We start from the raw sequence: 26233 nt of genomic DNA, 5'->3' as shown, positions 1-26233 counted from the left end.
CACACTAGCGCCGGACCAGTCTATTCGCCGAGCACCAGCCCAATTCGCCGCCGTGGCGCAGTTTTGGCGAAGGATTGGCAGTAGCTTGCTGGCACTGTCTTTCAGACCGAACGAATCAGTCGGAGCCTTCCCCCAAAATGACGGCTGCAAGCGATGAGAGCACCATTCGGGAATCGAACTGGGATAGTACGTACTCCTGTGCCAGAACAGTAGCCTGATCCCAGGAAGCATCATCCAGTGAACCAATGAACTTGGCCATCTCGCCCGCATCGGCATGCAGCCAGCTCGTCGGATAGATCTGATCCGCGCCCGCCCATGCGAGGCTTGCAGGTAACGCGCCAGAGGCGGCACCGTCGGGCAATGTAAGGTGAAATGATTCAAAGTCGCTGAGCGAAAGCACCACTCCGATCTTCTGGTACCACGAGGCCATGTCGTCGCCTTGGGCATCAAATGACACGGCGCCAACAAGCAACGGATCAGTTTCGATTCGCCGGTACTGCTCTTCGTAGAATGACATTTCTTCGGGACGATTGGCCATCCACGCGAATTCTTCTGGCCGCCGGCCCTTGATGAAGAGTCGATAGCGGTCGTCCTGCATCCGGAGAATCCGCAGGACGTCCAAGGCCTTGTCCAAACGTTTTCGAGCAGGCACTATGCCGACAAACCCTAGATTGAATCTGGCGTCCCTCACCTTGCTTCGCTGCAGGCCCTTCGTGTCCACAGCATTCGGAACGACGCGGCTAATGCCTCGTGGAACCCCATGATCGCGAATCGCCACCTCCTGGATGTGAGTGCCAACAAAGATCACCTCGTCCACAGCCTCGTACGAAACTTCGTTCACGAAGGGGCGGAAGATTTCCTGGAGATGAAGCCGGGTAACCATACGCTGGTGCGAAGATTTGTTCTTCGAATACCAAACCGCGTTACCGAGCGTCCATTCGCAGAAAATGACATCCGCCTCCGCGAGCAGACGCCGGCTCTGCAATTCATCGTGCTTGTTGTGATCCAACCATTTGTCAATAGTGACGCTGTGACCCAAGGCTTCAAATTCTGAAATGATGCCGGCGGCAAACTTGAGGTCATGCCCCGCAATCAGTACGCTCTTTGGCCTGCTGAGGGGCTGCTCCACGGATGCCTGTTTCACGGACACAAGTTCCCGCCGGAGCGAGAGTTGCCCATCGCCCTGAGTGCCGGCGAGTGCGCTAAGCAGCGGGCTTCCCTCTATTGTCGAGCCACGACGGGCGAGGCCGAGTCCTGGGATGTCCAGGTCGTCACTCGATATCGCGATGGAACTCCATGCTCCGAAGCTGGTGGCAGTGAGCATGTCCTCAAACACCGTTCGATCGCAATGCCCCGTTCCAGGAACACCGATGAACGCGAGCCCGTCCGCTTCCGCCCGCTTGGATGCGTCGGCCATGTCCGCGACGATCTCAATAGGAAAGTCGGTGGTTGTCCCACCGTGAGTGGAATATATCCGAACGGGTCGAACGGTCTGCATCGTAAGCACCGAGGCGATTTCTGGAGTCAGATTTTGAACGAAGACTGCATAACTCGGCATCTCAGGTGCTTCCACGATTAGCCCCGCAGTGCGAAGAACGTAGGCCAGACGGTGAGCCGCAGTGTGACCCCTGTGGACGTGCCTGTAGGCGAGCCATGCGTCCCTAATGCGCGCGGGCTCGTTATTCATCCATTCCGTAACTAACAGATCCACTTCTTCTGACCGCTCGACGACCGGCACAAGGCCATTCATGACCTGTTGCACGCCGACGCCTCTGCCGCTCAGGACAGCCGAGCCGGATGCGGCGACCTCCATGACGCGCCGGGAGAACATTGTGGGCGAATCGTCGACAGAGTTGACATTTACGTGCACCGGATGGGCTTTGTAGGCGTCAACCATTTCCACATAGCTCAGTCCTCCCCGCACGAACCGGGCCAAATGTGCCGGGAAGCGGTAGGGACTCTCAGGATTTAGATGCTGCCGGTCGTAGATCGCCAACCCGTGGTTCTTGGCAACGTCAAGGATCTTGGTCAATTCCTCGGACCGGGCCTTGTAGCGGTCGCCGTAGTAGGAACCGGCGTAGGCGACGGAGTGATCATAAGCGCGGTCGGAAGGAAGAATGTTGTGGAGCCGCGGTTGCGCATAAAAGGATAGCGAAGCAACGGTTTGCTGCCGGGGGCCGGCGTCCGCTTTGTACCGGCGAATGCAGTCAGAGTCCGTCGTGAATACATGGTCAAAAAGAGCAGCCGTCCGGCTGAATCTGTTGAAGTGCACCGGATCTTCCTTGTTCCAGAAGATTGTCGGGATACCGCGGGTGTTGCAGTGTTCCAGAACGGCCTTCAACGTCGAGAAGTTTTCATCGTCGTAGTAGCCAATCTTTTGCTTCCACAAGCCGTCCACCCCTTCCCAGGCGGATTCCACCAGCAGAGCGTCCAGCGGCTGCGCATGGACCTGCTGGCGCCACGATTCGGGCCGGAGCTCAACCAGCGTCGATTCGCTACGCATACCCTCAAGGGTGAATTCGTCGGCAATGATACCGATGGTCATTTCCGAGAGTCTCTGTCCGTCAGCAGGTGCTGCCAGCTTGCCGGCCCGGCCGTGCGCTTCCACGGCTTTGCTGCCGGTCGACCGCCAGGTGCGTTCGTCAATCGCCCACAGGCGGGCCCGTCTCCCCATCGAGGCGCGCAGCTCGGAGTCGTGAGCCAGGACGGTGATCGTCTCAGCAAGGGAACGCGGGTTTCCAGCTTCGGCAAGCAAGGCTCGGGCCTGTCCGGGGCCCGCAAGATCGCGCAAGGGGGCGAGATCGCTGAGTATCAAAGCCTTGCCGCTTGCCATTGCCTCGAGAGGCTTGAGCGGCGAAACCATTTCTGTTACCGGCAGCCGCCGCCGGGGACAGGGCATGATGTCAAAGAGACTGACGTAGTCCGGGATCTCTCCAGCAGGCACACGACCTGTGAATTTGACGCTTTCAGCGATTCCGAGCTCAACGGCCTGGCGTTTCAGCTCGGGCAACTGAACGCCGTCGCCAACGATCACCACCGTGACGTCCAGTCCCTCGTCGAGGACTATTTTCGTTGCGTCCAAGAGGTCCTCCAGGCCCTCATACGCGACGAGGCTTCCGGCGTAGCCGACCACGGTTGTGGTATCCGCCAGTCCAAGTTTTCTGCTCAGGGATTCAAGGGGAGGCATGGGAGCGAAAGTATCGGTGTCCACCGAGTTCGGCATCAGGCTGATTGAGGATGAGTCGACCCCGCGCCGTGTCAATTCGTCCCGGACCTGGCTCGTTATTGCCAGGACGAGATCGGCCTCTGTCGCCACCAGAGTCTCGAGACCGACAGCAAGCTTGAAACGGTCTGTCTGCCCCCAATGGGGCTTATCCGACAGCTGAGTGATCTCCCAGAGTCCGCGAACTTCATAGGCGAAGGGGATGCCGAGCCGGCGGGCTGCCATGAGCGCCGGCAAAGCTGTCACGTAGTTCGAGGCAGCCTGGATAAGTGACACCCGGTTACGCTGAGCCTCGCGAACATAGACGTCAACAGCTTCGGCCAGATAGCAGTCGAGGCGGTCAGCAGTCCAGCTTGATCCAGGGTTGAAGATATGGGTGACGCCGCTAATGTCACGTTCGAACCGTTCGTGCGAGGAAACTTCGACGTCGACTTTCGAATCCCAGGGGTATCCGGGACGCGCCACGACGAGAACGTCTTCACCGCTGGCCTTGAGTCCTGCGACGACGCCATCGGTCCGCGTCGAATAGCCGTTGCTGTTGAAATAGCCGGTGCTGTGTGCGCAGTACATGATCCGGTTGCGCTCCGCCAAGTATCCGGCGTTGGGTTGCCGGGGGGCGAGGAACTGCTCCCTGGTCAATAGATCGCGCTGCCCAAGGATATTTTCCACAATTTGGAGTTCAGATCCGGCCAGGTCGCCTAGGAGTACGGAATTCTGCCGAATGAACTCTGCGGGCTCGAGGATCGCACCTCTGACGAAGTAATCGTGGGAGATTAGCTTGAGGGCGGCGGCCTTGGATGGCTGCGTCTCAAACTCAACGAGGAGGTCTTCGCGCCCGACTAACGTGAGCATTGCGGCCTTGACCCGTTCGGGGGCGGCCGGCCGGTCCATGGTGGAACCGCCGGGCTGCTTCGATGACGATCGGGCTGGTCCTCCGGGGGAAGCGGGCACTGGCGATTTCGGGATGCTCCGGGCCGGACTCCCGGTGTCGCCGAAGACCCGGGCGAGACTCCGTGCGGGGGCGAGAACTGCCTGCCCGACACGGAGACTCTTGGAGGATCGGAGGGCCTTGAGTGTTGATTTCAGCTTGTTGCGATCTTCGTTCGCAGTTTTCAGCTCAGCTTTTGCATTGTCCCGGGCCCGTCGCATGGCACGGAGATCCTTCTCCAAAACCTCCATACGCTGCCCGCTCTTGGCTTCATGGGCCAGCAGCCGCTCATAATCCTGAATGACAGCGTCGATATCCTGGAGATACCTTTTGCGTTTGGCCAATTTGACTGTCGCCACCTGGGCAACTTCATCTGCATGCTTCAAGGCTTTGCTCCGTGTCCGCGTCGGGTTTTGCGAATTACTGCCAGATTCCGCGTGTATCCAACACAGGCTTCCCTGCCATGAGCTGCTGGTCCATTTCGACAAAGTCGTCGTGATCCACGAGGAGCAGCACTGCGTCAGCGGCGGCGACGGCCACCTCCAATTCCTGCAGCACCACGTTACTGAGACCTCCAAGCTGCCGCGGCAGCCGGTCCACATGCGGTTCAACTACCAGCAGCTCTGCGCCGTCCAGCTTGGCGCTAAGTTTTTCGACGATTGCAACGGCGGGTGACTCCCGGAGGTCATCAATGTTTGCCTTGAATGCCAGTCCCAAGACAGCGATCTTGGGCGATACGGTCTCACCAACGGCTTCCTGTACTTTCTTTACGACCCAGTCGGGCTTCGAGTCGTTGGTCTCGCGTGCCTGCCGGATCAGCTGGGCTTCCTCCGGGGCGGCGGCGACAATGAACCAGGGATCGACGGCGATGCAGTGGCCACCCACGCCGGGGCCCGGCTGCAAGATGTTAACGCGGGGGTGGTGGTTGGCGAGTTTGATCAGTTCCCAAACGTTGATGCCGAGCTTGTCGCTAATCACCGACAGCTCATTCGCGAAGGCAATGTTGACGTCCCGGTAGGAATTCTCAACGAGCTTGGCCATTTCCGCCGTTGCTGCATCGGTGACGAGAATCTCCCCCTGGCAGAAGACTGCGTACAGTGCTTTCGCGATCTGCGCTGCCTCCGTGGTTAAGCCTCCGACGATGCGGTCATTGGTGACAAGCTCAATCATGATACGGCCGGGCAGCACTCGCTCGGGGCAGTGCGCCACATGGATGGACGGCTTGCCACCAGCTCCGTCGAGACTCAGGTCCGGCCGCAGGCTGACGAGGTAGTCTCCGAGGAGCTGCGTCGTTCCGGGAGGTGATGTGGATTCAAGAATTACGAGTTCTCCGCCCACAAGCTGGGGTGCGATGCCCCGCGCTGCGGCCTTGATGTAGGTAACGTCCGCTGTGTGGTCGGCGTTAAAGGGGGTGGGGACGGCAACGATATAGGCCTGGGCAGCAGGAGTCTCAGTGGAGGCGCTGAGCTTGTGCTGGCTCACGGCGCCGGCTACGTAGGATGCTAAGTCTGGCTCGACGAACGGAACTTCACCACGGTTGACGGACTCTACGGTGTCCGGGTTTACGTCCACACCAATGACACGGATGCCGTTGCCCGCCAGAATCGCCGCGGTCGGCAGGCCGATGTAACCCAATCCGATGACAGCTACTGTTTCAATTTTATTCAAGGAGAACCCCCACTCAGACAGAGACTTGATCTCTGTAATTTCCAAAAAATTTCAATGCACCGCTGGCTAGCAACTCTGCGTCGCTAATCTTCCAAGTGTGGCCTTCAGCGGCACGCTGCTGACAGTAGTTGAACCTGTCGGACGCATAGATCGCACCCCCGCCAGCAACGACATCACGAAGGAATCGTGTGTCTTCTCCGGTGCCCACTGCGGCAAAAGGGCTGCTGCGGAAAACATCAGCCGAGCCCATGATTGTGGGCCCCATGACCGTCCGAGTATACCGGTGCTCCCACTCTGGGAAACGAAGCAAGGTTGCATTCTGGTCCGCGAGGTACATGTAGTGCGCATGCTTGCCCACCACGTCCGCCCCGGAATACTCCAGTGCGAAAAGCTGGTCACTGAGGTAATCTGCGGCGTAGAAGTCGTCGTCGTCCATCTTGGTCAGAACCTGCCCGGAGGCCGCCGACACACACATATTCAGGCACTCCCCCAAGGAAACGCGAGCGTCTGCTGTCAGCAATGTCACAGCTGAAACACCATATTGTTCTTTGAGCTGACGGATGGTCGCAGCGTTTGCCGCAAAGCCGTGCGTCAATAACACCAGCTCTGCGTCCCCGTCACGCTGGCTTCCAACGGTTTGGAAAACGTGCTCTAGCTGCCAGGGCCTAATGGTGGAAACCAGGACGCTTATAGTAGGGCGCCGGGCGTGACGGGATAGCTCCGGAGCGACGGCGGCCAGTATCTGGTTGCTTCGCGCCCGGTAGGTATGTTCACGCCAAATCCTCCGCTGTCCGCGGTGCAATTGGCGCTCTCCCAGCTCAGGATTCCGGTGCAATGCGCGGAGAAGGTGCTCCGCCTCCGTCTGGGTGGTGACGGTGAAGATTTCGTCCGGACGGAAGTGGGTGCCGATGGCCGCACTGGGAGTGGTTACCACGTTGGACCCAGAGGCAATGATTTCGAAGACCCGCCGTGAGCACATGGTGGGCGAATCAACCACAGAGTTCACGTTGAGGAATGTCTTGAACGCCTTGTAGGCCGTGAGCATCTCGGGATAGTCGAGTGAGCCCACAACTCTGCCGGCAAACGGCTCCGGGAACTGATATTTCGGGTCTCCGCCCACCTCTCGCGAGAAGATCTCCAGACCAGTGCCCATGGAGGCTGAGGCAGCCCCGGCCGCGTTCAGCAGGAGATCCAACTGCTCGCGGCGCTCGGGGTACTTCTCAGTGAAGTACATGCCGCCGAAGGCCACGTCACGTTCGTGCCATCCGTACTTCGGCCGGACCGGATTGTTGAAAACTGGACTGGCTGCGAATGGCAGCACGTCCACGCGGTCGTGACCAAGGTCCTTCTTATAGGCCTCCAGCTTGTTGGAGTCGCTAGTGAAGACAAGGTCAAACAATTTGGCTGCCGATAGGAAGTCATCGTAGTGTGGCGGGTCTTCTTTGTTCCAGAAGACGGTCGGAATCCCCTGTTCTCTGCACCACGCCGTCAGCTGGCCCAACGCTGACGACCGCGTGTGGTCCTGACGGGCAATTTTCCCGGCCCACTGGCCTCGATGGCCATTCCAAGCAGACTCAACGAACAAGAAATCAATAGGTCGTTCTGTAAGTTGATCCTGCCAGGATTTTGGTGAAAGCTGCACGCAGTCCCACTCGAGCCCGAAAGCGAGTGAAGAAAAGTCATCGAGCACCACACCAACACGGGCAGCACATTCGGCCGTGTTCAGCGCTGGCTGAACAGCCGAGGGACGAAATCTCAGCCGCTGTTTCTTCCCCCGGCCCACCCAGACGCCCTCAGCACCGCGAACCGTCTCCAGTTTTCGGTGACCGGCTTCAAAAGCTTGACGCGCCAGCCAAGTCCGGACCTGCTGCGGACCGCCTGCCCGGAGGTGCCAAAGAAGTCGGCGCAAGTCCCCGATACGGCGCCTCATACCTTGGACCGCCGCAGTGAATTACGATCGCTGACGTCTGCTACTTGGAGGTCGTGAATCATCCTTCGGCGGAGTTTCAAGGCCCCCACTCGGTCGCCTTCGGCTAGCCGCTGGGTAAATAACCGGTACCACTTGACCACGTCAGCCGGAGCGCCATCCGCCAGCAGTTCACCCTCATCAATCCAGATTGCCCTATTGCATAAATCCAGGACCGTCGACATGCTGTGGCTGACCAGGAAAACGGTGCCGGCCTGGCCAAGCAGCTCCAGCATGCGTTTGCGCGTTCTGTCCTTGAACTGGGCATCGCCGGTATTCAATGCTTCGTCGATTATGAGAATTTCCGGATCGATGGCCGCGGCAATTGCAAAGCGAAGCCTGGAGCCCATGCCCGCCGAGTACGACTTCATCGGCATATGGATCGCCTCCCCCAACCCGGACAATTCGACAACCGCGGCATATTTTTCGTCGATCTGCCGGCTGGTCATGCCCATGGCAAGGCAACCCAAGATGATGTTCTGGTCCCCGGAAAGCCCTGGAATCAGCGCTGCATTCACACCAAGCATCACTGGCGTTGACGTCGCATACACCGCTCCCGAGGTCGGCGGGATCTGCCCACCCACGAGTTTCAGCAGCGTGCTCTTGCCGGAACCGTTCCTGCCGATAATGCCGACCGACTCCCCGTGCTGCACAACCAGGGACAGCTCCTTCAGTGCGGTGACGTTCACAGCCGTCGTCCTGCCAACGCCCTGTTTCAGCATTTGCCAAGTAGATCCTGCGGGCGCCGCCTCATCCCGGGAACGGGATGTTGTTTTGTAGATCATGCTGACTTTGTCAATGACGACAGAAGGCGTGCCCTCCACGAAATTCAGCTCAGAGCTCTCGACCATAGGACTCCTCCCCCCGCCAGAAAACAAGGGTCCCGACGGCCAGTGCCAAGATTGACCAGAGCGCAAGGATGACCCAGGAACGCCACTCTCCGGTGCTGCCGTACAGCAGCGCCTCTCTGGCCAGGTCGAGGACATTATACAAGGGGTTGTATTCCATGATCGTCTTAACCACGGGCATATCGTTGAATCTCTCGATTGAGTAGAACATGCAGGAGGCGTACATCCACAACCGCATCGCGTAGGAAATCAACTGGCTGGCGTCGTTGAAGACGGAGACTACCCTTGCGAGGATTAGTCCAATCCCTAGGTTGAAAATGAACTGCAGCACCACGATCGGGATCAATAGCAGCCATCGCCAGGAAATCTCTTCCGCCGGCGGCAACACTATGATCAGGATGAGCATGGTGATCAGGACCGGGATGTTGGACAGCAATTCACGCAGGTTGGCCGCCAAAACCAAGCTGGCGCGCGGAAACTGGAACGCGTGGATGACGTTTTTGTTCGCAGTGATAACGCGGGATGACGAGGTAATAGCGCGAGTAGACATCTGGAAGAGGAAAACGCCAATAATCAGAAATGCGACGAAGTTGTCGATGCCAGTTCCGGACTTCAAGATGACGCCCATGATCAGGTAGAACATCAACCCGTTCAGTAGCGGTCCCAGCACCAGCCAGGCCCGGCCAAGACGATCCTGCTCGTTGCCTGTCTGAACGCGGGCCTGAGCATCGTAGAAGATGAAGTGCCGGTAGTCCCAGAGAGACACAAGGTAGTCGAGCAACGGTGGTCTAGCACCCACCCGCCGCAGTCCGCGCAGGTTTACGGACGTTGCCACCGCGGTGGATTGTGGCCCTCGGGGGGCCTCCGTAGTATTTGTGCTCAACGAGGAGCCTCCATCAGTTGCTGGTATGCGACGTTGAGGGTCTCGGCATTTGCTTGCCATGTGCGACGGTCAAGCACGTCCCGTCTTCCTGCCTCCCCCAGGCCGACCCTGAGCTCCGGGGAGCCGAGTAACCGTTCCAGTTTAGTCGCGAAGTCCTGGCGATCCTCCGCAACGGCGAGAAGCCCATTGAAACCGTCGATCACGATCTCCTCGAGTGCGTCCAGGCGGCTGGAAACGACAGGCCTGCCGGAAGCCAGCGCCTCTACAGGCTTCAACGGCGTCACCGAGCGAGTGACGTCCAAGTCTCGTCGCGGAACAACAAACACATCAAGAGCCCGGTGGTAGAGGGGCGCGCGGCTTCGAGGCACGCGGCCCGTGAAGATAATGCGGTCCGAAAACCCGCCGAGCTTGGCCTGTTCCTTCAGCGCCGGCAGCGATTCACCGTCCCCGACTATCAACAGGCGTAGCCCCGGGTTTCCTGGGGCCAGCAGCTCGAAGGCTCCGATGAGATCCTCGATACCTTCGTAGGGAACAAGGCTGCTGACGGTGCCGATGTAGTGACCGTCTGCGGGAAGACCCAGCTGGCGGCGAGCAGTAGCTACATCCCCCGGCTCATCTAGGAAATCCCCACCGACGGCATTGGGGGCCAAAATTACCTTGCCCTCCGGAACACCAGAGGAAACAATGTTCGTCTTCATCGCACGCCCGAGCGTGACCACAAGGTCCGCGTCCCGCATAACATCGGCTTCGCGCTCGCGAAACAACAGGTAGCGTTCGCTATTTCGAGCTTTCGGCCCCCTCGCGGACGCCCAAGTGTCCGCGAGCTGTCCCCGGACCTCGTACACCCATGGGACTCCCAAGGCCTTGGCTACAGCACGGACGACAATGCCGTTGACGTAGTGCGTGGTGGTGTGGAGCACCGCCGGTTTGAATTCCAACGCTATTCGGAGTAATTCCTCTGCCTGCTGCTGCAACCGCGCGTCCATGGTTGGCGCCAAGACGGCTGGCAGCAGCCGACGGTAGCGGACTCCATCGACAACATCGCAGGTACGCGCCAGCAGCTTTCCCACTTGGACGGGATATCCCAGCCTTGTAACCGCCAAAACGTTCCAGCCAGCCTCCTGCTGGGCCAGTAGCATCGAATGGGAACGCTGCGTGTAGCCACTGCTCGTGTGCGGAAGGGAATTGGTGAGGAGATGCAGGACGCGCCCAGGCACAGGAAGGTACCTGGACTGGTCGGGCAGTGCCGGCGTGTGGCCCTGCATCACCCGAAGTTCGCCAGACAGCCGGGCCCACTGCCTCCGTGCTCCCGGACCAGCTCCTTCAAGGACGGCGACGGCAGCACTCACCGCGCCTTGGTGCCAGAATTTGCGCGCCTTAGCGGACTGGAGGCCGGAGCCATTCTCTGCTGCGTCCAACAAGCGGTCTGATAGGTCAGGCTGGTTTGCGACGAGGGCAATGTCCGCCAGGCGCCGCGCGCGGGCTCCTGTCGAGTTTCGATCCAGGGCAAGGCGGAGACGTCTCTCGACGTCGCCGCGATCTCCAAGACTGAGCGAGGCGAGGATCACCGGCACTGCCGCAGAGCCATGCGGCGCCGCTACGCAGGTCAGTCGGGCAAGCGGCAGGACGGCGGCTGCCGGCAGCCGCCGCGAGACCTGGAGGAAAAGCACTACCGGATCATCGGTGAGGTGCTGCCACGCTGTCGTCGCGGCGAGCAGCAGGTTCTTCAAAAGCTGCACCATCAGTTGGTCGTGGATCCTTTGCCGAGAAGTAGTGTGATGAGATCCATATAGTCGCCCGCCAACCGTTCGTATTCGGCGTGGGTCTTTACCCACTGCCTGCTGTCCCCATTACGGACGAGCCTTGCGCGGTCGGCGGCAAGTTCACGCCAGAGGGCGGCCAGTTCATCCGGATCGCTTGCCACGATGTCTCCGGCTTCAGCGTCACTAATGATCCTCGCGGCTTCGCCACGGACGATCGCCGTAACATGCCGGCCCACTGCCAGCACCTCATAGGTCTTGGACGGGACTGTCGTCTCGAAGGACTTCCAGTCATCGCGCAGGGACACGAGGCAGGTGTCCGCAGAAGCGTAGCGCTCCAACATGGCTTCGCCGTGGAGAGGTGCGTGAAAGGTGACCGGCGCTTTCAGTTCGAGAGCGAGCTTCTCCAGCCCAAGCCTCTGAGTGCCGTGACCCACCATGTGCAGATGCATCGAGTCGCCCACCAGCGCACTGGCCCGGATGGCCACGTCCAGCCTTTGGCTCTCGCCGTGGTTGCCCAGGTACAGAGCTTCAAAGACGGGCCGTTCCAGGTCCGGGGCACCGAGGACGGGGATGGCGTCCAGATGCAGACCGTTACTCACGGTCGCCACGTTGCGGACGCCGCGCGAACGCAGAGTCTCCGCGAATCCCTCAGTCACCGTAACCACGAGGTCTGCTCGATGCTGCACGAAGTCCACCGCTCGCTCCGCGAGACTCTTCACGCTCCCCTGGACCAACCGGGCGTCACGGGCCAGGTCCGGCCACGCGTCCCGCATCTCAACGATCAGTGGGACGCCCCGCAGCTTGGCCACGGCGTAGCCGGCGGCGAGCGTCGGAAGACTAGGTGCAGTGACAATGACGACGTCGGGTTTGCGGACAAAGAGGCCGGCAGGAATGGACAGAGCTGCGGAAAAGCATTGATCCAGAAAGCGCGCCGCACGGGAGTTGCCGTGCCGCAAATAAGGCACGCGGAGTATATTTTCGGCGAACTGGCCCTTTTGCAGCCGGAAGGGCCTGCCAGCCATCCGGCGCGGGAGGGCCCTCCGGCCGAAAGGGTAGTGCGCCACGGGAGTCACGACATCGATTTCCCAGCCCGACCGAGTAAATTCCTTGATCATGGCGATCCACCGGCGTTGCGGAGGGCTGTGCTCCGGCCAATAGGAGTGCGTCAACAGGGTGATCCGCAAACCGTTTGGCCTCGGTTGGCTAGCACTAGCTCCACCAACTACTTCATCGTGAACCAAGATCAGTTACTTTCCTGCCTTGGCGGCGAATCCGCGGCTCTTGCCACCAAGAAACTTCAAGTAGGCAAGGCCGAGGCCAAGCAGGATTAGGACGGTGATGACCTGCACTGCGAGAGGGCTGCCCGTCACGGTGGCCACTGCAGCCTGGATTTCCGCGGTTACGGCAACAGGAGAATCTGCAGCAGGCACGACCGCCGCAGGCGCTGTGGAGGCCGCCGTCTCCGGGGCCGGGGACGAAGAAGGAGACGACGTGGACCCGGCGCCGGCTGGAGCCGATTCTTCATTGACCGGTTCGGCCGGAGCGGGCCGGATGGACTGCCCGGGCAAGGGCTGCGCCACAAACTCGGCACGTGGAGCCACTGAAGCCGGGGCCGGGGCCGGGACAGGACCGGCGGGCTGCTCTGAAACTGGCGCGGGCGTGATCACAGGGGGCGTCGTGTCCTTCAGCGTCGGGGTGGGCTCGGCCGGTTGCTCAGGCGCTGGCTCGACGGGCGGCTCAACCGGCGCCGGGTCACTCGGAGGCTCAGCCGGGGCTGGGGGTACGGGCGCAGGAGTCACCGTAGTCAGCAAAGGGTCCGGAAGGACAAAATCATCAGCGTGTGCCGCGGGGACCGCTGCGCTTACGCATAGTGCAAGCAGGACTGCACCCAACACTGCGCGTGCTGTACTTATTTTCCGGCTGCACGACATCATCGACAGGTCCCCCCAATGTGCGAGATTGAAACAAATGTGCGCGGTTCTGGCCATAACTAACGTCATTGTCGGCAGCGCTCCAGCCTTGCACGGTCCGGCCAAGTCTACTCGAAGGCGGGCCTCCGGATGGTAAAGGGGGCATTTCCCGGGTTACGGGCCTGGCGGAATGTGCTGTTCGGCAGGGATAGGCTTAAACCATGCAGTGTCTACGCTTCCTGGCTTCCGCACGTCCGTTCCGCCTGCTGGCCACGGCGGCAGCCGCGGCGATACTGCTGAGCGCCTGCTCCCCGGTTGTCGACGTCGCACCCGCCAAAGACGCTGCGAACGCCGCCTGCGCCCCCATGATGGTGGCACTGCCGGATGCGATCGGCGAGGCCAAACTGCGGAAGACCAACAGCCAGGGAACCGCAGCCTGGGGCGACCCGTCCCTGGTCATCCTGCGCTGCGGGGTCAATGTTCCGGGGCCGACGACGGACAGCTGCGTCAGCGTCAACGGCGTTGACTGGGTCATCAAGGAGGGTGACCCGGTGTGGACACTGACCACGTACGGGCGCGAGCCCGCCACTGAGATCCTGATGGACCCGGACAAGATCAGTTCCGCCACTGTGCTCGCAGACCTCGCCGCCGCCGCCGCGAAGGTACCGGCGGCGCGGAAGTGCGTAGGCCAGGCGGACCTGCAGAACCTGCCGCCGAGCCAGTAGGGCCTTTAGCAGTGCGTAGGCCAGGCGGACATGCAGAACCTGCCGCCAAGCCAGTAGGGCCCTACCGCAGGCCGGTCTTGCGGTGCAGCGCCAGGTAGATCAGTTCGTCGATCAGCTCCGCGTAGCCCAGGCCGGAGGCTTTCCACATCTGCGGGTACATGCTCTTTGGCGTGAACCCGGGCATGGTGTTGATCTCGTTGATGATGAGCTCATTCTCGGGGGTGTAGAAGAAGTCGACCCGACTCAGGCCCTCGGCTCCGACGGCGTCGAAGGCGACGGCGGCCAGCTCGCGGACCCGGGCGATGGCTTCGTCGGGGAGATCGGCGGGGCAGCTGAGCGCCGCGGCGTCGTCCACGTACTTGGCGTTGAAGTCGTAGAACTCGTGCCCGCCGCCTGCCACGGAAATCTCTCCGGGCATGGACGTCCGGGGAGCGTCGGTCCCCCGGCCTTCCAGAACGGCGCATTCGATTTCGCGGCCCGTGATGCCCGCCTCGATGACAAGTTTCGGATCGTGTTCGCGGGCTGCCTCGATCGCGGCGTCCAGGCCTTCGAGCGAGTCCACCTTGGAAATACCCATGGAGGACCCCGCCCGGGCGGGCTTGACGAAGACCGGGAAGCCGAGCTGGTCCACGCGCTTGCGGACGGTCTCGGGGTCGTTGCGCCACTGCCGGTCTGTCACGGCGATGTAAGGGCCCACGCGGAGCCCGGCGGACTCAAAGACCACCTTCATGAAGTGCTTGTCCATGCCCACGGCCGACGCCAGCACACCGGCGCCCACGTATCGGGTGTCGGAAAGTTCCAGGAAGCCCTGGACGGTGCCGTCCTCGCCGAACGGACCATGGAGCAGCGGGAACACCACGTCCACGGCGCCCAGTTCCTGCGGGATCTCGTTCGGGGAGGCCACGATCAGCTGGTGTTCGCCGCCGATTTCGGTCAGCGCCACGGTCCGGGCAGAGGACGCCACCTCGGGCAGGGATGAGGCGGAGAGCGACCAGTCATGGGTGTCCCCGGAGGCCAGCACCCACTGGCCGGTTTTGGCGATCCCGATCGGGATGACCTCGTACTTGGTCTGGTCGATGGCGCCGAGGACCCCGGCAGCGGTCACGCAGCTCACCGCGTGTTCGCTGGAGCGGCCGCCGAACAGCACCGCCACCCGGGGCCGTGCCTGGGCGGTTGGACCCGTTGTGCTCACGTTTTCTTCAGACACGCTTAGTTATCGCCTTCAGGTTTCAGGTCCCGGGACAGCAGGAGCGGCCCCAGTTGGTCGACAGACAGTTTTCCTGCCAGCACGGCTACGACCGCCGCGGTAATGGGCATCTCGACGCCGAGCTTGCCGGCCAGCTCCTGAACGGCCTGGGCGGATTTGATCCCCTCGGCCGTCTGCGTCATTTCGGCCGCGACCTCGTCCAGGGTCAGCCCTTTGCCCAGCAGCCGTCCGGCCGTGTGGTTCCGGGACAGCGGTGAGGAACAGGTCGCCACGAGATCGCCGAGCCCGGCGAGCCCGGCCATCGTCTGCGCCTCGCCGCCCAGGGCGAGGGAGAGCCGGGAGGTCTCCGCGAGGCCGCGGGTGATGACCGAGGCCTTGGTGTTGTCACCCATCTGCTTGCCTTCGCAGATGCCGACGGCCAGGGCAATGATGTTCTTGACGATCCCGCCGATTTCGACGCCGACAACGTCGCCCGTGGTGTACGGGCGGAAGTACGGGGCGGTGCAGCTGCGGGCGATCCAGCCGGCCGCAACCGCGTCGGAGCAGGCCACGACGGAGGCGGTGGGTTCCTCCCGGGCGATCTCCATCGCCAGGTTGGGTCCGGACACCACCGCGATCCGGTTGGCCGGAATGCCGAGCTCCTCGGAGATCACTTCGCTCATCCGTGCGTCGGAGTGCAGTTCGAGTCCCTTCATCAGGGAAACCACCAGGGCGCCGGGCGCCAGGAGGTTCTTCCACTGTCGCAGTTGCGGCCGCAGGGTCTGGGCCGGAACGGCCAGGATCACCAGCTCGGCGCCGGCGAGGACCTCAGCGACGTCCGCGGAAGCGGTGATGCTGGGCGGAAGGGCAATATCTTTGAGGTATTGCTCGTTCCGGTGCTTCAGGTTGATCTGGTCGACTACTTCACTGCGACGGCCCCAGAGCCGGATGTCGCGTTCGACGCCGGAAGCAGTGGCAGCGTCAGCGAGGATCTTCGCAAACGTGGTCCCCCAGGAGCCGGCGCCAAGTACGGCAACTCTCGTGGCCGACAGTCCTCGCGTTTGATCGGATGTCATGCGTCGCTATCCCCGGGTTTCTCTTCTGGTGTCGCAGAACCGCCAGTTTTTCCGCCTTGCTCAACGAAGCGGCCGTGGGTGGACTGGTTGTGGGCCGAAGGGTCCCAGCGGACCAGCGGAGGCTGTCCGCCGCGGAGGGTGGCCAGGAGTTCGGTGATGGCCGCCATGATCACGTTGGTGGCCTCGGTCAGGGTGGCCTTGTCCAGTGGCCGCCCGGCGAAGGCGCTGAGGTCCACTGGATCGCCGACCACCAGGCGCGAGGTCTTCCGCGGAAAGAGGTGGAGCCGTTTGGCATAGCGCGGCAAGACCTCGTGCGCGCCCCAGTGGGCCATCGGCACCACGGGGATTCCACTTTCGAGCGCCATCCGCGCGGCACCGGTGTGGCCTTTCATCGGCCACAGCTCGGGGTCCCTGGTGAGAGTGCCCTCGGGGTAGATGATGATGGCTCCGCCCTCGTCCACCACTTCCTTGGCGATCTGCAGCGAGCGGTTGGCGCCCGCCGTCGAGCGTTCCACCGGGATCTGTTTGGTGGCGCGCAGCACGAATCCCAGCACGGGCACCTTGAAGAGTCCGGCCTTGGCGAGGAAACGCGGCATCCGCTGCTGGTTGTAGAGCATGTGCGCCACCACCAGGGGATCTATTTCGGTGCAGTGATTGGGTGCTGCGATGAAGCCGCCGGCGGGCAGCTTCTCCAGCCCGATCCATTCCTTCCGCATCAGAAGGTTCATGACCGGACGGACAATCCCGGCCACAACAACAAAGGTGATGTGGCTCTTGGCCGATTCCTTCACGTGGTACCCGCTACTCGGACGAGGTGATGTCGAAGTCGGCGCCCAGGCCCGCGAGCTTCTCGGTGAAGCGCTCGTAGCCGCGGTTGATGATGTCGATGCCGGTGACCCGGGAGGTGCCGTTGGCAGCCAGCGCCGCGATCAGGTGGCTGAATCCGCCACGCAGATCGGGCACGTCGATGTCGGTGCCGGTCAACTGGGTGGGCCCGGAAATTACGGCGGAATGCAGAAAGTTGCGCTGGCCGAACCGGCAGGGGACACTGCCGAGGCATTCGCGGTGGACCTGGATGTTGGCGCCCATCCGGATCAGCGCCTCAGTGAACCCGAAGCGGTTCTCATACACGGTTTCGTGGACGATCGACACGCCCTCGGCCTGCGTCAGGGCAACGATGAGCGGCTGCTGCCAGTCCGTCATGAAGCCGGGGTGCACGTCCGTTTCGAGGACCAGCGGGTTGAGCTTGCCGCCCTTGTGATAGAAGCGGATGCCGTCGTCGCCGATGTCCATCCCGCCGCCAACCTTGCGGTAGGTATTGAGGAAGGTCATCATGTCGCGCTGGGTGGCGCCCTCGACGAAGATGTCGCCGCGCGTCACCAGCGCCGCGGACGCCCACGACGCCGACTCGTTGCGGTCCGAGAGGGCGCGGTGGTTGTAGCCGCCGAGGTCCGGGACACCCTCGATCCGGATGGTGCGGTCCGTCTGGACACTGATGATCGCACCCATTTTCTGCAGCACCGCGATGAGGTCGACAATCTCCGGCTCGGTGGCGGCGCCGGCGAGCTCGGTGATTCCTTCGGCCCTCGTGGCACTCAGCAGCACCTGCTCGGTGGCGCCGACGGAGGGATACGGAAGGGATATCTTGGCGCCCTTGAGGCCGCCGGGCGCGGAGATGTGGATGCCGCCGGGCCGCTTTTCCACCACGGCGCCGAACTGCCGCAGCACGTCCAGGTGGTAGTCGATCGGGCGGTCACCGATCTTGCAGCCGCCCAGGTCCGGGATGAAGGCCTCGCCGATCGCGTGGATCAACGGACCGCAGAGCAGGATCGGGATGCGGGAGTCGCCGGCGTGCGCGTCGATCGCCGTATGGGAGGCCGTCTTCGCGTTGGTCGGGTCGAGCGTCAGATCCCCGGTGACGGGGTCCTTTTCGACGGTGACGCCGTGGAGCTGGAGCAGGCTGGTGACAACCTCGACGTCCTTGATTTCGGGGACGTTGCGCAGCACGGATGGCTCGTTGCCCAGCAGGGCGGCCACCATGGCCTTCGGGACCAGATTTTTGGCCCCCCGCACGGTGACGCGGCCAGTCAGCGGGACGCCTCCGCGGATTGTCAGAACACTACTCATATACCGGTTTCCTTACGACTACTCGCCCCCAAATCCTTACAAAGGCACCTGCTAAGCATAGGAGCTTGCGTTACCGATCTGAAATACGGGGCGCGCCGGGTCGTCGCCGCCGCCGCCGTGGCCACCGTCGAAAACAAAGCAACGCGGGGTCACTTACCGCCGGTCCCGGCGGGCGGGATGGGCCGGAAGTGACCCCGCGTTGCAGTGAAGGTGCGGTGGAGCGGGACGGTCAGGACAGCTTGGCCGGCAGGGTCTTGGGCATAAACGCCGGCCGGGTGGCCTCGAAGGCGGTGATGTCTTCCTCGTGCTTGAGGGTCAGGCCAATGTCGTCCAGACCCTCAAGCAGGCGCCAGCGGGTGTAGTCGTCGATCTCGAAGGGCGCCACGATGTTGCCGCACTGGGCCGTCTTGGAGAGGAGGTCCACGGTGACCGCGGTGCCCGGGGAGTTCTCCAGTTCCTTCCAGATGAGTTCGATGTCATCCTGGGCCAGTTCCGCGGCGAGCAGGCCCTGTTTGCCGGAGTTTCCCCGGAAGATGTCGGCGAAGCGTGAGGACAGCACGGTTTTGAAGCCGTAGTCCTTGAGCGCCCAGACGGCGTGCTCGCGGGAGGACCCGGTGCCGAAGTCAGGGCCGGCCACCAGGACGGAGCCCGCGTTGAACGGCTCCCGGTTCAGGATGAATGCCGGGTCCTTGCGCCAGGCCGCAAAGAGCGCGTCCTCGAAACCGGTGCGCGTGATGCGCTTGAGGTAAACGGCCGGGATGATCTGGTCCGTGTCGACGTTGCTTTGGCGCAGCGGGACGCCGATGCCGGTGTGGGTGGTGAACTTTTCCATGGTGATCTCCTAGGCGGCGTCGGTGCGGATGGCGGCGGACTCGGGAGCGGAGTCCAGGTCCGACGGCGAGCTCAGGGTGCCGCGTACCGCCGTCGCCGCCGCCACCACCGGGGAGACCAGGTGGGTGCGCCCGCCCTTGCCCTGGCGGCCTTCAAAGTTGCGGTTCGAGGTGGACGCGCAGCGCTCCCCCGGTTCCAGCTGGTCCGGGTTCATGCCCAGGCACATGGAGCAGCCGGCGAAACGCCATTCGGCGCCGAAGTCCTTGAAGACCTTGTCCAGGCCCTCGGCCTCGGCCTCGAGGCGGACCCGGGCGGAGCCGGGAACCACCAGCATCCGGATGTTGGGGTCCTTGGTCCGGCCGCGGATGATGTCCGCGGCGGCGCGGAGGTCCTCCATCCGGGAGTTCGTGCAGGAGCCCAGGAAGACCGTGTCCACCCGGATGTCCTTCATCGGGGTGCCGGCTTCCAGGCCCATGTACTGCAGCGCGCGTTCCGCCGCGGCCTTGGCGTTCTCGTCGCCGAAGTCCTCGGGTGAGGGCACCCTGGCGGACAGGGACACACCCTGGCCGGGGTTGGTCCCCCAGGTCACGAAAGGTTCCAGGGTGTCGGCGTCGAGGTCCACCTGGACGTCGAACGTCGCGTCGTCCTCGGTGCGCAGGGTGTTCCAGTGCTCGACGGCGGCGTCCCAGTCGGCGCCCTGCGGCGCGTGCGGGCGGCCGAACATGTAGTCGTAGGTGGTCTGGTCCGGGGCGACGAGTCCGGCGCGGGCGCCGGCTTCGATGGACATGTTGCAGATGGTCATCCGGGCTTCCATGGACAGCGCCCGGATCGCGGAGCCGCGGTACTCCAGCACGTAGCCCTGGCCTCCGCCGGTGCCGATCTTGGCGATCACGGCCAGGATGATGTCCTTGGCGGAAACGCCGGGGCGCAGGGTGCCCTCGACGTTGATGGCCATGGTCTTGAAGGGCTTCAGGGACAGCGTCTGGGTGGCCATGACGTGCTCCACCTCGGAGGTGCCGATTCCCATCGCCAGGGCGCCGAACGCGCCGTGGGTGGAGGTGTGCGAGTCGCCGCAGACCACGGTCATGCCGGGCTGGGTGAGGCCCAGCTGCGGGCCCACGACGTGGACGATCCCCTGCTCGGCGTCGCCGAGCGAATGCAGGCGGACGCCGAATTCCTGGCAGTTGTTGCGCAGGGTCTGGATCTGCGTGCGGCTGGTGAGATCGGCAATAGGCTTGTCGATGTCCAATGTGGGAGTGTTGTGGTCCTCGGTGGCAATAGTGAGGTCCGGCCGGCGCAGCGGGCGCCCGGCCAACCGGAGGCCCTCAAAGGCCTGCGGCGAGGTCACCTCGTGCACGAGGTGGAGGTCGATGAAAAGAAGGTCGGGCTGGGCGTTGGCTCCTTCGCCGTCGCCTTTGCGCACCACGTGCGCGTCCCAGACTTTCTCGGCCAGTGTCTTTGCCACGGCCTGCTCCCTTCACTGCGGTGTCCGTACATGCCGGCTTGTTCTCTCCACTGAATCAGCACTCCCGCGCAATGCGCCAGCGAGTTGACTTGCATCTCAGATAATGAGACGGCAATATCATTACATGGACAATTCTAGTGGAGTCGGTGTCATCGATAAAGCGGCCCATGTGCTTGACGCACTTGAGGCTGGCCCTACCACCCTGGCGCAGCTTGTCGCGGCCACCGGACTGGCGAGGCCGACCGTGCACCGGCTGGCGCTGGCGCTGGTCCACCACCGGCTGGTCAGCCGCGACATCCAGGGCCGCTTTGTCCTGGGCAGCCGCCTCGTGGAACTCGCCTCCGCGGCCGGCGAGGACCGCCTGATCGCCTCGGCCGGGCCGGTCCTGATGCAGCTGCGGGACGCCACGGGCGAAAGCGCCCAGATCTTCCGCCGGCAGGGTGACTGGCGCGTCTGTGTGGCCTCCGCCGAGCGGCCCATCGGGCTGCGCGACACCATTCCGGTCGGCACCCAGTTGTCCATGAAGGCCGGCTCCGCCGCGCAGGTGCTGCTCGCCTGGGAGGACCACGACCGGCTCCTGGAAGGCCTGCAGGCCGCCCGCTTCACCCCCACAGTCCTCGCCGGGGTCCGGCGCCGGGGCTGGGGCCAGAGCCTGGGCGAACGCGAGCCGGGGGTCGCCTCCGTGTCGGCGCCGGTGCGCGGTCCGTCCGGCCGTGTCATCGCCGCGGTGTCGATCTCCGGGCCGATTGAACGCCTGACCCGCCAGCCCGGCCGGCTGCACGCCGAGGTGGTCTGCAACGCTGCCCGGGTGCTGACCGAGGCGCTGCGCAAGACCAGCGACTAGCGGCATATGCTGTCCGCATGAACAGCTATGCGGTCTTTCTGCGCGGGGTTAACGTTGCCGGCATCACGATCAGGATGACCGATCTCAAAGCAGCCCTGAAGTCCCGTCCGTTTTCCGACGTGAAGACGCTCCTCGCCAGTGGAAATGTTGTGCTGACCAGCGAGCTGTCCCCCTCCGGCGTAAAGAAGGAATTCGAGGCCTGCCTCCGGGAGTCCTTCGGCTATGACGCGTGGGTGGTGGTTTTGACGGCTGACCGCGTTTCAGAACTGGTCTCCGCGTGCCCCTACCCGGCAGACGACGCCGCCACCCACACCTATCTCACCCTCGCGTCGAACCCTGACGCGCTCACGCAGCTCTTCGAAGCCGGGAGTGCCCAGGCCGGGACGGACCTGACGAGGTTGGGGCCCGAGGCTCTGGCCTGGCTGGCGCCCGCCGGGGGCACGCTGGACAGCCCGTTCAGCAAACTTGCCTCGAAGCCCCGGTACAAGGCGTCGACCACGACGAGGAACCTGCGCACCATGATCAAAGTCCGCGGCGCCGCAAAACTCAGTCGGACTAACCCCTTGGTTTAGCGAACGCCGCGCGGTGACCTAAAGTCGACAAGACGACGTTGAACAAATCACTATGAAGGGACACGGCTTGGAGGCCACCAACTATCCTGCCTGGAAGCAGCCGGTTCACAACTGGGAAAGTGTCGGGATGTTCTGTGAACAGGGCGGATGGGAAGACGGCATCCATATCATAGGACTTTCCAACGGAAACCACTTAGATGTCTTGTTGCAATCCGATCCGCTGACTCGCAGCACAAAAGATTGCGCTGCCGTGTTCTTCTCAGGAGCGCTGACGAACCGCGCAGGAAAACTTGGGCCGTACTTTTCGGGAGCCCGAGTGGCACAGGCTCTGGACATTCCTTTCGTTGCCTTCTCAGACCCTGCCCTCAACCTTAATGGAGGCTTGCCCCTAGGGTGGTACGCGGGAAGTCAAGAGGATCAACTCCAGGACTCAATTACCGAGATTTTGGAACGTTTCTCCGAGACCAGCGGGCGGCCCCTTCTCCTTATTGGCGGCTCGGGCGGAGGGTTCGCATCGTTGATGTTCGCCGACAGAGTAGGCGCCCGGGCCTCGGCATTTGTTTGGAACCCCCAAACTTCCATCCTCGACTATGAGCCGACCGCAGTGATGAAGTATCTGGACACGGCAATACCGAATCACGGATTAGTTGACTCACAGGCACTTTGGAAGCAAGAAGCTAATACTGCCTTGAGTCAAGGTTTCATTGAACAAAAACTTCACCAGTCAAAGGCCGGCCGTGTATTTTATCTCCAGAACGCAACGGACTGGCATGTCACTAAACATCTCTTACCTTATATGTCTGATAATGACTATATTCTTCGGGGAAATGGTTTTTATTCTAATGCCAAAAATCATGCTGTAGTTATATCTGAGTATGGAGAAGGACATGCCGCGCCTCCCACCGAAGTAATTCACACCGTCATTCGAAGTATGTTGAAGCCGGGCCGCAGCACACGGTCAATATACAATGAACTGATCACCGAAGGAAAACTGCCAAAGAATTACTACGCTCTTCCCCGCGACATGCGCGAAGAGTGGTCCAATTCCATGGAGCCCATGTTTGGTATAAAGATTTCGGAGTCAACCGGAGAAGTCAAACTATCCATTGATTGGAAACGCTACAGACCAGGGACTGGCGGCGTCACAGCGACACTCCGCACTTACAATACGTCTATCCGGATACAACAGTCGGGGCCACTCCGCGATCCCCATCTGAGTGTTTCCCAAAGTGATGTCACTAGGGCAGAAGCGGAGTTTGCGGACGGCTTTGGAAACCGGCTAGGCACCGTATCCGCGCCCATTACATGCGATGACAAATCGAAATCGAGCGGGCTTGTATTCGATGCAAGCCCGTCGGGAGTCTCCGCGGATGACACTGGAGCAAAAAGCGCGACCAATGAGCCCGTTAGGATTTTCATCTACGGAAGCTGCGTCTCGCGGGACGCCTTCGAAGCGCCAGGGGCACCCTGTCTCGCGGACTATCGGGCCAGAAGCGGGCTCGGTAGTGCATTCGGCGCCGATACTGGACTCGTGACGGAAATCGACTTAGCGCAGAACCCCAGTGCATTCCAGCGCCGGATGGTGGCCAGCGACTTGGCTAAAGATCTTGGTGAATTATTATTGACTACATATTTTGATTACCTTCTAGTCGATTTCATCGACGAAAGACTCCAACTCATTAGATCATCAAAAGGGTACGATACCTACTCCCCTGAATTGAGTCGTGCGGGTTTTGATGCGAAGGTTCATGAACTTGTACCGAGCGGATCCGAAGAATACTTTTCGTCGTTTGAAGCCGGATGGAAAAAGCTGCTCACCGTGGTTCCCGCGGAGAAGATTATTCTGAATAAAGTCTTCTGGGCGACTTCAGACGAGTCGCAGCAGGATATCGGTGATATAGCGTTGGCTAATAAAAATAATGAAATTCTGACCAGGTTGTATTCTTATGTACTGAAAGATTCACGTATTCGCTATATTGACTATGACAAAGGCGACATACGAGCAAAATCTGGGCATAAGTGGGGACTGTCTCCTTTTCATTTTGTGGATAGCTTCTACCAAAAAACCCTAGTGGCTCTCAATACGTTGCCATGAAGAATTCAATTAATTGATACCAACAAATTCTTACAACTTATAGACAAGGCACCGCTTGTGGCAGATAATATAAAGAAACCGGGACCTCATGGTCAGCGGCCGGCCAGGCATGCTAACACCGACATAGCTTTTGCCTTGCAGGGCGGATCTTTCAAGCTCTACAGATACGACCCTGTCCCATATGAGTTTCCTGTTGATTGGGAGGCAAATCCATTTGATAATACGTGGAAATGGGCACTCCATAGCTTCCAATTTCTTTATGACGCAGTACATGTAGGCGAGCTCAAGAATGACCCCTCCTTCCAGCAACTAAGCGTCAAGCTGCTGCAAGATTGGTGGCGAGTCGAAACAGAAAACGGGCACAGTACCTACAACTGGAAAGGGCACACCACGGCTCTCCGCGCCCAGGTGATCGCCTACCTGCACCCACTTTGCTCCGACGATTGGTACGTCGACATGATGGTTCGACATGGCGAGGAATTGGCCCGTGCAGACCGCTATGAGGCGCGACACAACCATGGGCTAGACCAAGACCTTGGCCTTCTGGCCATAGGCGGAGTCCTCGGGGTGGATGAATGGATCGAGCTAGCCAAAGTCCGTTCCGGACAAAGTGCCTCAGCGATGGTAGACAGTCAAGGTGTCTCCAGCGAACAAGCTGTGGGCTACACCTACTACGTGTACGCCCTGCTGGGAAAGATCTCCGACGCCTTGGTGCTTTGTGGGCACGCGATTCCAACCTCTATTCTCAACCGTAAAGCGGTTCCAACGTTTCTCGCGCACGCAACTCAACCCAACGGCGAATATGTTGTGTTGGGGGACACCCCAACTTGCAAAGCCTATGAGCTCGCTGGCACTGATGCTGAGTACCCCTCCACACAGGGACGTAGCGGTTCGCTACCTCAAGACGACGTACGGATGTTTGACAATGGCTGGATCTTTGGTCGAAGTGGTTGGGGAACGCAGAGAGATTTTGAGGATGAGAGTTTCTACTCTCTCCGGTTCGGTCCAGGAGCTTCTGTACATGGTCATGCTGATGGAACCTCGCTTACCTTTTTCTCGCAACGCCAACCGCTAATCACTGAAGCAGGGTTCGGTGGATACGGTGATCTTGAGTTCTATCACTATGAAAGGTCGGACGTAGCCCACAACACAGTGGCCGTTGAGGGCTATGGTTCATATCTAACCGACCGGCCAACGCTTCTGACGTCTCATACGACGGCCCCTCAATGGGCCAGACACCAACTTGTCGGTTGGCCTTATGTCGGCATAAAAAGGGAACGCACTGTCGTTTTCCTTAAGGAACTGGATGCTCTAGTTGTTCGTGACCGTCTTTGGGCAGCGAACGTCACGCAGTTTCGCCAGCGATGGCATCTGGCACGTGATATGGAGGTACTACAGGAGGCCCCACAACGGCTTTCGGCTAAGCTCCATGACGTCACTCTCAGCATCACTCAACTGCTTCCTGTTGATTCAGTTCAGACCCAGCGCGGGCTGAAGAATCCATTGTCCGGATGGGTTGCCACCAGTCAGGGCACACGAAAGCCAACATCAGTCGCTAACTTCATTTCACATGGAAAAGGCACGGACTTCGTTACGCTCATCTCAGCCAACCCGAATGTCGACGTTAAGGCCACCGATCAAGGCTCGAGTTGGCGTTTCACCCACACAGGAACTTCCACATATCTGATTTCTCTCGACGCGATATCCGGGCTTCAGGTAGTATCTTCCTAGGGATCTCATTGCGGCCTCTGGGCAATTCATTTCGCTGATGCGTTCCGGGCTGTCATCCCAAGGAGGCTCATACATCAATTCATCTGGGGTAATGACGTTGAATCCTTGGCGGGTCCCCAACTAGGCTCGGGACGATTTAGCCGGCTCTCCGTGGTTCGCGGTGAATTCGGGTTCGTGTCTTTAGACATGAGCCTTGACCGGGCCGGTGCCCTGACGCTGCCACCGCCATCTTCAATCTGCCCGATTATCGGGCTAGTACCTCTTAAGTACGCCCTGTTGAGGTGGGTGGTCGTCGTTTACGGGCTCTTCAAGGTTCGTGGGGAAATGGATTCCCGGATGAGTGTCATGCCGCCGTCCGGGCGGCACTTCTCAAGAGAATAACTGATTTGTAG

Annotated in this window: 19 protein-coding genes; 6 read left to right on the top strand and 13 right to left on the bottom strand. The window is 61.1% G+C overall.

Going from position 1 to position 26233, the window contains the following annotated elements; translation table 11 throughout:
* Positions 1-115: 115 nt before the first annotated feature.
* From ACZYZ3_RS05275 to ACZYZ3_RS05245, 7 genes are all read right to left on the bottom strand, one after another.
* Positions 116-4537: a glycosyltransferase gene (locus ACZYZ3_RS05275; RefSeq protein ID WP_463962790.1), complete on the bottom strand. Its 4422-nt coding sequence runs from the start codon at positions 4535-4537 to the stop codon at positions 116-118.
* A gap of 34 nt (positions 4538-4571) precedes the next feature.
* Entirely contained in the window at positions 4572-5819 is a 1248-nt protein-coding gene (wecC, locus tag ACZYZ3_RS05270) for a UDP-N-acetyl-D-mannosamine dehydrogenase (RefSeq protein WP_463962993.1), read from the bottom strand.
* A 13-nt stretch (positions 5820-5832) separates the two neighbouring features.
* Complete coding sequence (locus ACZYZ3_RS05265; RefSeq protein WP_463962789.1) at positions 5833-7512, bottom strand: CgeB family protein; 1680 nt, start codon at positions 7510-7512, stop codon at positions 5833-5835.
* A 233-nt stretch (positions 7513-7745) separates the two neighbouring features.
* Entirely contained in the window at positions 7746-8636 is an 891-nt protein-coding gene (locus ACZYZ3_RS05260) for an ABC transporter ATP-binding protein (RefSeq protein WP_463962788.1), read from the bottom strand.
* Entirely contained in the window at positions 8620-9468 is an 849-nt protein-coding gene (locus tag ACZYZ3_RS05255) for an ABC transporter permease (RefSeq protein ID WP_463962787.1), read from the bottom strand. The genes ACZYZ3_RS05260 and ACZYZ3_RS05255 overlap by 17 nt, the downstream gene beginning before the upstream one ends.
* Before the next feature lie 44 nt (positions 9469-9512).
* Positions 9513-11258 (bottom strand): glycosyltransferase family 4 protein, encoded by a 1746-nt coding sequence (locus ACZYZ3_RS05250; protein WP_463962786.1) that lies wholly within the window; start codon positions 11256-11258, stop codon positions 9513-9515.
* A complete protein-coding gene (locus ACZYZ3_RS05245) occupies positions 11258-12448 on the bottom strand; it encodes a glycosyltransferase family 4 protein (RefSeq protein ID WP_463962785.1) in 1191 nt (396 codons plus the stop codon). The genes ACZYZ3_RS05250 and ACZYZ3_RS05245 overlap by 1 nt, the downstream gene beginning before the upstream one ends.
* Positions 12449-12478: 30 nt before the next feature.
* Here ACZYZ3_RS05245 and ACZYZ3_RS05240 point away from each other — a divergent pair, with 30 nt between their 5' ends.
* Positions 12479-12610 carry a hypothetical protein gene (locus ACZYZ3_RS05240; protein WP_463962784.1) on the top strand — a complete coding sequence of 44 codons (132 nt, stop codon included), beginning with the start codon at positions 12479-12481 and terminating at the stop codon, positions 12608-12610.
* Between the two features lie 800 nt (positions 12611-13410).
* Positions 13411-13914: a DUF3515 family protein gene (locus tag ACZYZ3_RS05235; RefSeq protein WP_463962783.1), complete on the top strand. Its 504-nt coding sequence runs from the start codon at positions 13411-13413 to the stop codon at positions 13912-13914.
* A gap of 61 nt (positions 13915-13975) precedes the next feature.
* On the opposite strand, the gene ACZYZ3_RS05230 is transcribed toward ACZYZ3_RS05235, so the two are convergent.
* From ACZYZ3_RS05230 to leuC, 6 genes are all read right to left on the bottom strand, one after another.
* Complete coding sequence (locus ACZYZ3_RS05230; RefSeq protein ID WP_463962782.1) at positions 13976-15121, bottom strand: D-alanine--D-alanine ligase family protein; 1146 nt, start codon at positions 15119-15121, stop codon at positions 13976-13978.
* 2 nt (positions 15122-15123) lie between these two features.
* The gene (locus ACZYZ3_RS05225; protein WP_463962781.1) at positions 15124-16176 is read right to left on the bottom strand and encodes an NAD(P)H-dependent glycerol-3-phosphate dehydrogenase; all 1053 of its coding nucleotides are present in this window, start codon (positions 16174-16176) and stop codon (positions 15124-15126) included.
* Positions 16173-16967, bottom strand: coding sequence for a lysophospholipid acyltransferase family protein (locus ACZYZ3_RS05220; RefSeq protein WP_463962780.1), 795 nt, complete (start codon positions 16965-16967; stop codon positions 16173-16175). The genes ACZYZ3_RS05225 and ACZYZ3_RS05220 overlap by 4 nt, the downstream gene beginning before the upstream one ends.
* A 10-nt stretch (positions 16968-16977) precedes the next feature.
* Complete coding sequence (gene murA / locus ACZYZ3_RS05215; RefSeq protein WP_463962779.1) at positions 16978-18303, bottom strand: UDP-N-acetylglucosamine 1-carboxyvinyltransferase; 1326 nt, start codon at positions 18301-18303, stop codon at positions 16978-16980.
* Positions 18304-18532: 229 nt separating this feature from the next.
* Positions 18533-19135, bottom strand: a complete 603-nt coding sequence (leuD, locus tag ACZYZ3_RS05210; protein WP_463962778.1) for a 3-isopropylmalate dehydratase small subunit — start codon at positions 19133-19135, stop codon at positions 18533-18535.
* Positions 19136-19144: 9 nt separating this feature from the next.
* Complete coding sequence (gene leuC / locus ACZYZ3_RS05205) at positions 19145-20599, bottom strand: 3-isopropylmalate dehydratase large subunit (protein WP_463962777.1); 1455 nt, start codon at positions 20597-20599, stop codon at positions 19145-19147.
* A 124-nt stretch (positions 20600-20723) separates the two neighbouring features.
* Here leuC and ACZYZ3_RS05200 point away from each other — a divergent pair, with 124 nt between their 5' ends.
* The 4 genes from ACZYZ3_RS05200 to ACZYZ3_RS05185 all read left to right on the top strand — a co-directional run bounded on the left by ACZYZ3_RS05200 (position 20724) and on the right by ACZYZ3_RS05185 (position 25841).
* Positions 20724-21443, top strand: coding sequence for an IclR family transcriptional regulator (locus ACZYZ3_RS05200; RefSeq protein WP_463962776.1), 720 nt, complete (start codon positions 20724-20726; stop codon positions 21441-21443).
* A 17-nt stretch (positions 21444-21460) separates the two neighbouring features.
* A complete protein-coding gene (locus ACZYZ3_RS05195; protein WP_463962775.1) occupies positions 21461-22015 on the top strand; it encodes a DUF1697 domain-containing protein in 555 nt (184 codons plus the stop codon).
* Positions 22016-22082: 67 nt separating this feature from the next.
* On the top strand, positions 22083-24110 hold the full coding sequence (locus tag ACZYZ3_RS05190) for a DUF6270 domain-containing protein (RefSeq protein WP_463962774.1): 2028 nt from the start codon (positions 22083-22085) through the stop codon (positions 24108-24110).
* 57 nt (positions 24111-24167) lie between these two features.
* Positions 24168-25841 (top strand): heparinase II/III domain-containing protein, encoded by a 1674-nt coding sequence (locus tag ACZYZ3_RS05185; RefSeq protein WP_463962773.1) that lies wholly within the window; start codon positions 24168-24170, stop codon positions 25839-25841.
* Positions 25842-26233: the final 392 nt, after the last annotated feature.

The sequence above is a fragment of the Pseudarthrobacter linnaei genome (assembly GCF_055412825.1).
Note: the sequence above shows the minus strand (reverse complement) of the source record. Positions and strands in the feature narration are given on the sequence as shown.